The sequence below is a fragment of the Streptomyces sp. NPDC002754 genome (assembly GCF_053592315.1).
The window spans coordinates 1-11038 of the sequence record NZ_JBSFVM010000062.1; the positions used below are offsets into that span (position 1 = coordinate 1).

At 70.1% G+C, this 11038-nt stretch carries 7 protein-coding genes; 3 read left to right on the forward strand and 4 right to left on the reverse strand.

Translation table 11 applies throughout. The features are described from left to right. A partial coding sequence (locus tag ACWD2L_RS40445; protein WP_451193731.1) for a maltotransferase domain-containing protein occupies nucleotides 1-1097 on the reverse strand: 1097 nt, incomplete at its 3' end. 214 nt (nucleotides 1098-1311) lie between these two features. Next, on the reverse strand, nucleotides 1312-2529 hold the full coding sequence (locus ACWD2L_RS40450) for a S8 family peptidase (RefSeq protein ID WP_351344137.1): 1218 nt from the start codon (nucleotides 2527-2529) through the stop codon (nucleotides 1312-1314). Between the two features lie 227 nt (nucleotides 2530-2756). On the opposite strand from ACWD2L_RS40450, the gene ACWD2L_RS40455 reads away from it, so the two are divergent. The 3 genes from ACWD2L_RS40455 (at nucleotide 2757) to glgP (ending at nucleotide 6759) form a co-directional block, all read left to right on the forward strand. Then, entirely contained in the window at nucleotides 2757-3329 is a 573-nt protein-coding gene (locus ACWD2L_RS40455; RefSeq protein ID WP_351344140.1) for a maltokinase N-terminal cap-like domain-containing protein, read from the forward strand. A 140-nt stretch (nucleotides 3330-3469) separates the two neighbouring features. Further along, the gene (locus ACWD2L_RS40460; protein WP_351344143.1) at nucleotides 3470-3943 is read left to right on the forward strand and encodes a hypothetical protein; all 474 of its coding nucleotides are present in this window, start codon (nucleotides 3470-3472) and stop codon (nucleotides 3941-3943) included. Nucleotides 3944-4101: 158 nt separating this feature from the next. Further along, a complete protein-coding gene (gene glgP / locus ACWD2L_RS40465; protein WP_351344146.1) occupies nucleotides 4102-6759 on the forward strand; it encodes an alpha-glucan family phosphorylase in 2658 nt (885 codons plus the stop codon). Between the two features lie 20 nt (nucleotides 6760-6779). Here glgP and ACWD2L_RS40470 read toward each other — a convergent pair whose 3' ends face one another. Next, nucleotides 6780-8300, reverse strand: a complete 1521-nt coding sequence (locus tag ACWD2L_RS40470; protein WP_451193734.1) for a M4 family metallopeptidase — start codon at nucleotides 8298-8300, stop codon at nucleotides 6780-6782. 233 nt (nucleotides 8301-8533) lie between these two features. Next, nucleotides 8534-10579 carry a M4 family metallopeptidase gene (locus ACWD2L_RS40475; RefSeq protein ID WP_351346106.1) on the reverse strand — a complete coding sequence of 682 codons (2046 nt, stop codon included), beginning with the start codon at nucleotides 10577-10579 and terminating at the stop codon, nucleotides 8534-8536. Nucleotides 10580-11038: the final 459 nt, after the last annotated feature.

Consider the following 11038-nt stretch of genomic DNA (forward strand, 5'->3'; position numbering starts at 1 on the left):
GCATACGCGATCGTGCCGTCCGCACGGTGCTGGAACCAGTCCGGATGCTTCTGCACCCACGGATGATCCGGCGAGCACTGCAACGCGAAGTCGAGGGCCACCTCCATGCCCAACTCCCGCGCCCGGTCCACGAAATGGTCGAAGTCCTCGAAGGTGCCCAGGTCCGGATGGAGCGCGTCGTGACCGCCCTCGTGCGAACCGATCGCCCATGGCACCCCCACGTCATCCGGGCCGGGCGACAGCGAGTTGTTCGGCCCCTTGCGGAACGTGCTGCCGATGGGGTGCACGGGCGGCAGATACACCACGTCGAAGCCCATCGCCGCAATGGCCGGAAGCCGCCGCGCCGCCGTACGGAACGTCCCACTCACCGGCCGCACGCCCGGCTTCACGACGGCACCCTCGGACCGCGGGAAGAACTCGTACCAGGACCCGAACAACGCCCGCTCCCGCTCCACCATGAGCGGCAACTTCCCGCTGCGCGTGACGAGTTCGCGCAGAGGGTGGCGGGCGAGGGCCCGCTGGACCTCGGGGGCGAGCGCCGCGGCGAGCCGGGTGGGGGCCGCGCGTGTGGTGTCGCGGAGTGCGGCAGCGGCCCGCGCGACCGCTTCGCGCAGCGGCGCGGGGACGCTCTTCGCGGCGCGTTCGTGGAGCAACGCGCCCTCCTCCAGGACGAGTTCGGTGTCGATGCCCGCCGGGATCTTGACCTTCGCGGTGTGCCGCCACGTCGCCACGGGGTCGCCCCACGCCTCGACCCGGTAGGTCCAGCGCCCTGCCGCGTCCGGGGTGACCTCGGCGCCCCAGCGGTCGGTGCCGGGGGCCAGCTCGCGCATCGGTGTCCAGGGGCCCGGCTCGCCGTCCGGGCCGCGCAGCACGACGTTCGCGGCGACGGCGTCGTGCCCCTCGCGGAACACGGTGGCCGTGACCAGGAAGGTCTCGCCGACCACGGCCTTTGCGGGGCGTCGGCCGTGCTCGACGACGGGGCGTACGTCGCGGATCGGGATGCGGCCCGTGGTGGCCCGCGGTTTGGGGGGCGTACGAGGTGAGCGAGGCGTACGGGACGTGCGCGAGGCGTGCGAAGGGGATCGCTTTGCGGGCATGACCGCTCCTGTCCGCGGGGGATCGGGGGTGCGGAAACGAGATTCGGGGAGAGGGCCGTGCGGTGAAGCCGTGCGGCGTACCGGTGGAGCCTTCCACGCTCCATCGACGGGCAATCCGTGTAGTACCAAGTACTCGCCACTACTGGCGCGTAAGGGAACACATAAGACCGGTCCCGCCGAAAACGACGGGACCGGGTCATGAACTCACCTCCTCCTACGGGTTGTTGACCTGAAGCAGCTTGTTGGGTGAGCCGAGTCCCGCGCCCGTCACCTTGCCGGTCGCGGCACGTTCGGTCAGTGCCTTGCTCACCTCGGCGGGCGACGCCGTCGCGTGGTCGGCGAGGTACAGCGCGGCCGCGCCCGCGACGTGCGGTGACGCCATGGACGTGCCGGAGAAGGTGGCCTTCCCCGAGTCGCTCATGTACGAGGCGGACGTGATGTCCACGCCGGGGGCGAACAGGTCGAGGCGAGTACCCCAATTGGAGAAGCTCGCACGCGCGTCCTTCTTGTCGCTCGCGCCGACGGTGATCGCTTCCTTGACGCGGGCCGGCGAGTACAGCTCCGCGGGCATGTTGTCGTTGCCCGCGGCCACCGTGTAGGTGACGCCGGAGGCGATGGAGTTCCGTACGGCGGCGTCGAGTTGGGCGTTCGCGTAGCCGCCGAGGCTCAGGTTCGCCACGGCGGGCCGCTGGGCGTGCTTCGTCACCCAGTCGATGCCCGCGAGCACCTGTGCCGTCGTGCCGGACCCGTCGTTGTCGAGCACGCGCACGCCGACCACGTCGGCCTGTTTGGCGACGCCGTACTGCTCGCCCGCGACGGTCCCGGCGACATGGGTGCCGTGCCCGTTGCCGTCCTGGGCGGTCGAGTCGTTGTCGACGAAGTCCCAGCCGCTCGTGGCCCGGCCGCCGAAGTCGCGGTGGGTGGCGCGGATGCCGGTGTCGATGACGTAGACGTGCACGCCGGCGCCCGCGGACTCGGGCCAGGTGTACGACTTGTCGAGCGGCAGATCGCTCTGGTCGATGCGGTCCAGGCCCCACGACGGCGGGTTCTTCTGGGTGTGTTCCATGGTGACCTGGGAGTCCTGGACGACCGACGCGACGTTGCCGTCGGCCGCCAGCCGCTTGGCCTGACCCGCGCCGAGGGTCACCGCGTAGCCGTTGAGCGCCCGGCTGTAGGTGTGGCGTATTTCCGCCCCGTACTTCTCCGCGAGGTCCTTGCCCGCGGTGGACGGGGCCTTCGTGTCCCCCTTCAGTGTCACTATGTAGCTGCCCGCTATGGCGCCCGGCTCCCCGGCGCCGAATATCCGTCCCTGTGCGGGGGCGGCGTCCGCGGGCAGCGTGATGGCCGAAAGCATCGCGACCGTGGCGACCGCGGTGAGCCCACCGGCCCAGCGCGTCCGTCGCTTTCGCGTCACTCGCACGGTCCCTGCCATGGATGAGTTCCCCTCCTCAACTCGGCGCGATGTCACGCCAATTGGCAGCCTCTCGTGTGGTGTGAAGCACCACAAGGAGGTACGAGGTGGCGGAATCGGCCATATCGGTCGTGAGGGATGTGCGTTTGAGTTGCGGCGTTTTTCGGTCTCCGTACGGGGTTTTCGGTCGGTCCCGCGGATCGCGCAATTCCCTGGCGTGGCGCACGGCGACGTCCGATGATGAAGCGGTGTCGATCATTCACCGCACCACACTCACGCCCACCAAGCTCGAACTCCTCGCCGACTGGCTGCCGAAGCAGCCCTGGTACCAGGGCACCGGTGCCCCGGAGCTGACCAAGGCCGGCGGGTTCCGGCTCGATGATCCGGCCGGGGAGGTCGGCCTCGAGTTCATGGCCGCGACGGATGTCTCGGGCCCCGAGCCGGTGACGTACCACGTGCCGATGGCCTACCGCGGGGCCCCACTGGAGGGCGCCGCGGACGACGCGCTCATCGGCACCCTGGAGCACGGCGTGCTCGGTGCGCGCTGGGTGTACGACGGGGCCAAGGACCCGCTGCTCGTAAGGGAGTTGACCGCCCTGCTGAAGGGCGAAGTGCGTGCGCACGCACAGAGCGTCGACGGGGCGCTCGACCCGACCGTGCACGCCCGGATCACCGCCGACGACGTACGGCCCGAGATCGTGCGCGTCCTGGAGGCCGGGGCGAAGGCTCCCGACGACGCCGTCGGCGAGGTGTCCGCCGAATGGGCCGCGGAGGACGAGCGGCGGGTCCGTGGGGTTTTCGTGGTGGTCCGTGCCGGCTGACGACCTCTGGGCGTTGCGTGCCTCTGGGTGATCATGAAATCTGACATCGTGGGCAGGTTGCCGATGACCTATGGCGGCAACTTCCCGTACCGACGTCCGAATGGTTTGGATGTGGTTTTTTGATCTGGGGGACAACACGCATGACAGCGACCCGACGTCCGCGACGGCTGGCACGCATCTTCACGGGAGCGGCCCTCACGGTGGGCGCGCTGCTCGGCGCCGCGGCCGCACCGGCCGCGGCCTACGACCCCAACCCCGACGCGGCGGTCACCTACCGGCAGGCCGCGGGCGGCAGCGTCGGCGCCGACGTGGCGCTGACGCAGAACGGTTCCCGCCTCGGTGAGGTGGAGTTCCAGCCGGAGACGCAGCAACTGCGGGTGTACGACACCCGCAACGACGGCGACACGTTCTACGTGCACGTCTCCTCCACGACGAACGGTGTCACGCACAACCTGGGCACGTACGCCGCACCCGGCAGCGAGGCTCCCGTGGACTTCCTCGTGAAGGACTTCCACCTGACCAGGGGCACCCCCGTCGACATCGAGGTGTACGACGACGCGGGACTCACCGACTACATCGGTGGGGCGCGCGGCACCGGTGCGGCCATCGCCTGACACCGGCCCCCGGGCCCGGAACGTACGGCGGTCGGGGCGCGCGCCGCGCGCGCCCCGACCGCCGTACGCGTTTCGGCGCCCTGTCCCGCGCCGTGGCCGGGCGGCTACCGTCGGGGGCACGACTCAGGCATCCGACGCGCAACCGCAGAGGTGAGCACGTGAAGGCCATTCGTCGATTCACCGTCCGCCCGGTCCTGCCCGAACCCCTCGCCCCGCTGCACGAGTTGGCGCGCAATCTCCGCTGGTCGTGGCATGCCGGGACCCGTGACCTGTTCGCCTCGGTGGACGCCGGTCGCTGGGCCGGAACCGGCGGTGATCCGCTGCGGCTGCTCGGCGGCGTACCGCCCGAGCGGCTCGCCCGGCTCGCGGGCGACGAGGAATTCCTCGCGAGGCTGAGCGGGGTCGCCGACGATCTGCGCGGCTATCTGCACGACGACCGCTGGTACCAGGAGCGGGCACGGCAGTCCCAACTCCCTTCCGGTATCGCCTACTTCTCGCCCGAGTTCGGCATCACGGCGGCGCTTCCGCAGTACTCGGGCGGCCTCGGGATCCTCGCCGGTGACCACCTCAAGGCCGCGAGCGACCTCGGGGCGCCGCTGATCGGCGTAGGGCTGCTGTACCGGCACGGCTACTTCCGGCAGTCGCTCTCGCGGGACGGCTGGCAGCAGGAGACGTACCCGGTCACCGACCCGAACGAGCTGCCGCTCGCCCTGCTGCGGGAGCCCGACGGCAGCCCCGTGCACCTCGCGCTCGCGCTGCCCGGCGGGCGGCGGCTGCTCGCGCGGGTGTGGCAGGCGCAGGTGGGGCGGGTGCCGCTGCTCCTTCTCGACTCGGACGTCGAGGAGAACGACGCCCGCGAACGGGATGTGACCGACCGGCTCTACGGCGGCGGCAGCGAGCACCGGCTGTTGCAGGAGATGCTGCTCGGGATCGGCGGGGTGCGCGCCGTACGCGCGTACTGCCGGCTCACCGGGCATCCGGCGCCCGAGGTCTTCCACACCAACGAGGGGCACGCCGGGTTCCTCGGTCTGGAACGGATCGCCGAACTCGCCGAGCAGGGCGCGGACTTCGACTCGGCGCTCGAAGCGGTGCGGGCGGGCGCCGTCTTCACCACGCACACCCCCGTCCCCGCCGGAATCGACCGCTTCGACCGGGAGCTCGTCGCCCGCCACTTCGGCGCGGCGGCCGAGCTGCCGGGTCTCGACGTGCAGCGCATCCTCGGCCTCGGCATGGAGACGTACGCGGGCGGCGACCCGAACGTCTTCAACATGGCGGTGATGGGGCTGCGGCTCGCGCAGCGCGCCAACGGCGTCTCCACGCTGCACGGGTCCGTCAGCCGGGACATGTTCGCCGGTCTTTGGCCGGGATTCGACGTCGAGGAGGTGCCGATCGCCTCCGTGACCAACGGCGTGCACGCCCCGACGTGGGTCGCCCCCGAGGTGTACCGGCTCGGCGCGCGGCAGATCGGGGAGCGGCGCACCGAGGACGCCCTGTCGGTCGGCGGCTCGGACCGCTGGGACGCCGTCGGCGAGATCCCCGACCGGGACATCTGGGAGCTGCGCGGCGAACTGCGCCGCCAGCTCGTCGACGAGGTGCGCGAGCGGCTCGCCGCCTCCTGGCGGCAGCGCGGCGCGGGCGCGGCCGAACTCGGCTGGATCGACGGCGTGTTGGACCCCGACGTGCTCACCATCGGCTTCGCCCGGCGCGTGCCCTCGTACAAGCGGCTCACGCTGATGCTGCGCGATCCGGACCGACTGATGCGGCTGCTGCTCGACGAGGAGCGGCCGATCCAGATCGTCGTCGCGGGCAAGGCGCACCCGGCGGACGACGGTGGCAAGCGGCTCGTGCAGGAGCTGGTGCGGTTCACCGACGACCCGAGGGTGCGGCACCGCATCGTCTTCCTGCCCGACTACGGGATGGCGATGGCGCAGAAGCTCTACCCCGGCTGCGACGTGTGGCTGAACAATCCGCTGCGCCCGCTGGAGGCCTGCGGCACGTCCGGCATGAAGGCGGCCCTCAACGGCTGCCTCAACCTGTCCGTCCTGGACGGTTGGTGGGACGAATGGTTCGCGCCCGACTACGGCTGGGCGATCCCGACGGCCGACGCTTCCCCAAGCTCTCAACTACGTTCGAGCAGGGGAGACCCCATCACCACCGACGAGCACCGGCGCGACGACCTGGAGGCGGCCGCGCTGTACGACCTCCTGGAGCGCAGGGTGACGCCGCGCTTCTACGAGCGGGGCCCCGAGGGGCTGCCCGACCGCTGGATCGAGATGGTCCGCCGGACCCTCACCCACCTCGGCCCGAAGCTCCTCGCGGGCCGCATGGTCCGCGCGTACGTGGACCAGCTGTACGCCCCGGCCGCCGCGTCGGCCCGCTCGCTGGACGCGGACGCCGCCCGGGACCTCGCCGCGTGGAAGGCACGGGTCCGCGCCGCCTGGCCGCGCGTCACGGTCGACCATGTGGAGGCCTCGACGGGAAGCACCGAACTGGGTGCCACCCTCGGCCTCCATGTCCGCGTCGCCCTCGGCGAGTTGGGGCCCGACGACGTCGAGGTGCAGGCCGTCGCGGGGCGCGTCGACACCGAGGACCGGATCACCGAACCGACGACGGTGCCGCTGAAGCCCGTCGGTGGCCCGGACGCCGAGGGCCGCTGGGCGTACGAGGGACCGCTCGCCCTCGACCGCAGTGGACCCTACGGCTACACCGTCCGGGTGCTGCCCGCGCATCCGCTGCTCGCTTCGGCGGCGGAGACGGGGCTCGTGACGGTGCCTTCGCAGGAAGCGGGCGAGGGCGGCGGGGTGTTGCTGCGGTGAGTCCTACGTGGCGGTGAGCGCTACTTGACGTTGACGCCCGACCAGGCGGCCGCCACGGCCTTGGACTCCGCCGAGTCCGCCCCGTACAGGTCCTTGGCGGCGTCCAGCGTGCCGGTGCGCGCCGCCGCGTAGTCGGTGTTCGACGTGAAGTACGTCGTCAGCGCCTTGAACCAGATCTGCTCGGCCTTGTCGCGGCCGATCCCGGTGACCGTGGAGCCGTCGGACGTCGGGGAGTCGTAGTCGACGCCGTTGATGGTCTTCTTGCCGCTGCCCTCGCTGAGCAGGTAGAAGAAGTGGTTCGCGATGCCCGACGAGTAGTGGACGTCGACGTCGCCCGCGTCCGACTTCCAGGCGTCGAGCGAGCTGCCGTCCTTGCTCGGCTTGTCCATGTAGCGCAGCGGGGTGCCGTCGCCGTTGATGTCGATCTGCTCGCCGATGAGGTAGTCGCCGACGTCCTTGCTGTTCTTGGCGTAGAACTCGACGGACGTGCCGAAGATGTCGGACGTCGCCTCGTTGAGGCCGCCGGACTCGCCGCTGTAGACGAGGTTCGCGGTCGCCGACGTGACGCCGTGGCTCATCTCGTGCGCGGCCACGTCGAGCGAGGTGAGGGGGTTCTTGTTGCCCTCGCCGTCGCCGTACGTCATGCAGAAGCAGCTGTCGTCCCAGAAGGCGTTGGAGTAGTCGTTGCCGTAGTGGACCCGCGAGTACGCGCCCTTGCCGTCGCCGTTGATTCCGCTGCGGCCGTGCACCGACTTGTAGTAGTCCCAGGTGACCTGTGCGCCGTAGGCGGCGTCGACGCCGGCGGTGGCCGCGTCGTTGTTCGTGCCGTCGCCCCACTTGTCGTCGGCGTCGGTGAACAGCGTGCCCTTGCCGGACTCGCCGTGCTCGAGGTCGTACGTGGAGTGGCCGCCGCGTTCGGCGTCCGTGAGGGAGAACTCGGAGCCGGAGCCGCTCGTCCCGATGTCGACGCTGCCGCTGTACTGGGACTCGCCCGTGCCGGTGCGGATCTCGTCGTACTCGAAGATCTTCTTGCCGGTCTTGGCGTCCGTGATGACGTGCAGCCGGCTCGGCGTGCCGTCCTTCTTCGTCGACGTGACGACCTTGTCGTACGCGAGTCTCGGGGTGCCGGAGGCGGCCCAGACGACCTTCCGGGCGCCGGACGGGGCGGCCTTGAGGGAGACGCCGCTGGTCGCCACGTCGATGGACTTGGACGTCGCGCGGGTGACGCCCTCCTGCTTGCCCGCCTTCGTCTCGTGGACGACGAGGTCGCCGCCGAGCACGGGGAGGCCGTCGTACGTGCGGTCGTAGCGGGTGTGGGTCGTGCCGTCGCGGTCCTCGACCACGTCGCGGACGACGAGCTTCTCCTTGGAGCCGAGCTTCAACTCCTTCGCCGTGGCCGAGAGCGTGGAGGTGTCGGCGGCGGCGCCGGTCGTGCCGAGCGAGCCGGCCAGCAGCGCGCCGGCGGCAACTGCCGTGGCGACGGCAAGCGTTGTGCGGCGGGTCGTGTGGCGGGATATGTGGCCAGATGCGTGGGGAGTCACGAAGAAAGCTCCTTGTGTGATGTGGGGGGTGAGCTTTGCCGTGCGGGTAGTACGGGTTGTGCGGGAAGACTGTGGCAGTTGATGACCGGGAATGTCATGTACGTGATCGGAGTTTGGCCGGAATTCGTTCGTTGAGCGAAAACTGACGGTCGCATTGCGAACAACGCATGAACGAGCGCGCCGCGCCGGGGAGTTGAACCCCGGCGCGGCGCGCCCAGTTGTGGGTGTGCGGTCTACGGGAACGTCAGCTTGAAGCTGTTGATGTACCCCGTGTCCTGCGGGCCGAGGTCCTGGACCTTCAGCTTCCAGGCGCCGTTCGCCGGCTCCGTGGAGGCGTTGACCGTGTACGTGGTCTGAATGTTGGGCGTCGGGTCGTACGTCGACGAGTGCAGCCGGTACGTCTTCCCGCTCGGGCCCACCAGGTCGACCTGGAGGTCACCGCTCCACGTGTGCACGATGTCGACGCCGACCTTGAGCGTGGACGGCGCGTTCCCGCTGACGCCGGTGACGGCCACGGACGAGGTGACCGCGGCCCCCGGGGAGTCGGGGATGTTCACGTTGGTGTCGTTCGTGAACGTCTTGCCGGTGCCGGGGTCGCCGCCACCCGAACGAGCGCCCACATTGATCGCGGCGAACGCGTCCTGGACCGCCTTGTACTCGGTGGACGTCGTCCCGTACAGCTCACCGGCCGCCGCGAGCGCACCGGTGCGCGCCCCCGCGTAGTTGGTGGTCGACGTGAACTTCGTGGTCAGCGCCTTGAACCAGATCAGCGCCGCCTTGTCGCGGCCGATGCCGGTGACCGGAAGACCGTCGGAGGTCGGGGAGTCGTACGTGACCCCGTTGATGGTCTTCGTGCCGCTGCCCTCGCTGAGCAGGTAGAAGAAGTGGTTGGCCGGGCCCGACGAGTAGTGCACGTCGATGGAGCCGATGCCCGAGTACCAGGAGTCCTTCGACGCGCCGTCCTTGCTCGGCTTGTCCTGGTAGCGCAGCGGGGTGCCGTTCCCGTTGATGTTGATCTTCTCGCCGATGAGGTAGTCGCCCACGTCGGACGTGTTGTTGGCGTAGAACTCGACCGCCGTCGCGAAGATGTCGGAGGTCGCCTCGTTCAACCCGCCCGATTCACCGGAGTAGTTGAGGCCCGCGGTGTTCGACGTGACGCCGTGCGTCATCTCGTGCGCGGCCACGTCCAGCGAGGTCAGCGGGTGCGTGTTGCTCGTACCGTCGCCGTACGTCATGCAGAAGCAGCTGTCGTCCCAGAACGCGTTGACGTACGCGTTGCCGTAGTGGACCCGGGAGTACGCGCCGACGCCGTCACCGCGGATGCCGGTGCGCCCCTGCACGTTCTTGTAGTAGTCCCAGGTCTCGGCGGCGCCGTAGTGCGCGTCGGCGGCGGCCGTCTCGGTGTTGGAGGCGGACCCGTTGCCCCACACGTCGTCAGTGCCGGAGTAGAGGGTGCCGGTGCCGGAGGTGCCGCGGTTCAGGTTGTACGTCTTGTGGCCGCCGCGAGCGGTGTCGTTCAGCGTGTACGAGGAACCGGACTGCGCGGTGCCGAGGGAGACGGTGCCGCTGTACTGGGTGTTGCCGGTGCCGTTCTCGATGGCCTGCCACTCGTGGAGCTTCTTGCCGGTGGCGGCGTCCGTGATGACGTGCAGCTGGTTCGGGGTGCCGTCGTCCTGGAGGCCGCCGACCACGGTCTCGTACGCGAGGGTGGGCTGCCCCTTGGCCGCGCCCTGGCCGAGCCAGACGACCTTGCGGGGCGCCTTGTCGGCCTCGGTCTTCTTCGAACCGTCGGCCTTCGCGAGCTTCAGGGCCTGCGCCTCGGCGGTGGCCGGTCTCACGTCGGCGGTCGTGTCGACGTTCTTCAGTTCGGCCTTGGCCGCCTTGGTGACGTCCTTGGTGGTTCCCGACTTCGCGGTCTCCACGATCAGGTCGCCGCCGAGGACCGGGAGTCCGCCGTAGGTCCGCTCGTAGCGGGTGTGCGTCGTGCCGTCGCGGTCCTGGAGCACGTCCCGGACGACGAGCTTTTCCTTGGCGCCGAGGTCGAGCTTCTTCGCGGTCTCGGCCTTCGCCTCGGTGGTGTTCGCGGCGCGCAGCAGTTCGGCGCGCTTGGCGGGGGAGAGCTTCGCGGGCAGGGCGCCCGGGGCGGCGCCGGTCGCGTCCGCGGTGGCGGGGAGGGACTGGAGGGTGACCGTCAGCAGGGCGGCGACGGCGCCGGCGGCGATTGCCGTGGCCCGGCGTCTGGGGGAGCCGGGTCTGTGGGAGGTCGGGTTCTTCCTCAACGCTGAACTCCTTCTGCATGGCCGCGAGTTGGGTGTGCGGCCAATGGGGAACGGGCGGCGGGTGGCCGGCCGGGCAGAGCGCAGTACGGAGTGGTGCGGTTGGGAGAGTGGCAGCAGGCGCTGCCGCGTGTCAGGAGCCTGTCAGCAGGTTGGCCGGAAATCGTTCGTTGTGCGGTGTGCATCGTTCGGTTGCCGGTGACGTGGTTGCGGACGCGGGGCTCCGCCCCGGACCCCGCTGCTCAATCGCCGCAGGGGCTTGAAATGCCCATACCGCCGCACCGGCTGAAAGACCTGCTCAAACGCCGCAGAGGCTTGAAGAACCTGCTCAGTCGCCGCAGGGGCTTGAAGAGCCTGCTCAGTCGCCGGCGGGGCTTGATCTATCAAGCCCCGCCGGCGACTGAGGCGAAAACAAAGGAAATGACCCACTAGGAAAAACCTAAAAACGAGACCCCATCTCGG

Excerpts from the sequence above, each read along its gene's own strand:
- ACWD2L_RS40450 (WP_351344137.1), bottom strand. The coding sequence starts at position 2,529 with ATGGCAGGGACCGTGCGAGTGACGCGAAAGCGACGGACGCGCTGGGCC.
- ACWD2L_RS40460 (WP_351344143.1), top strand. The coding sequence starts at position 3,470 with ATGACAGCGACCCGACGTCCGCGACGGCTGGCACGCATCTTCACGGGA.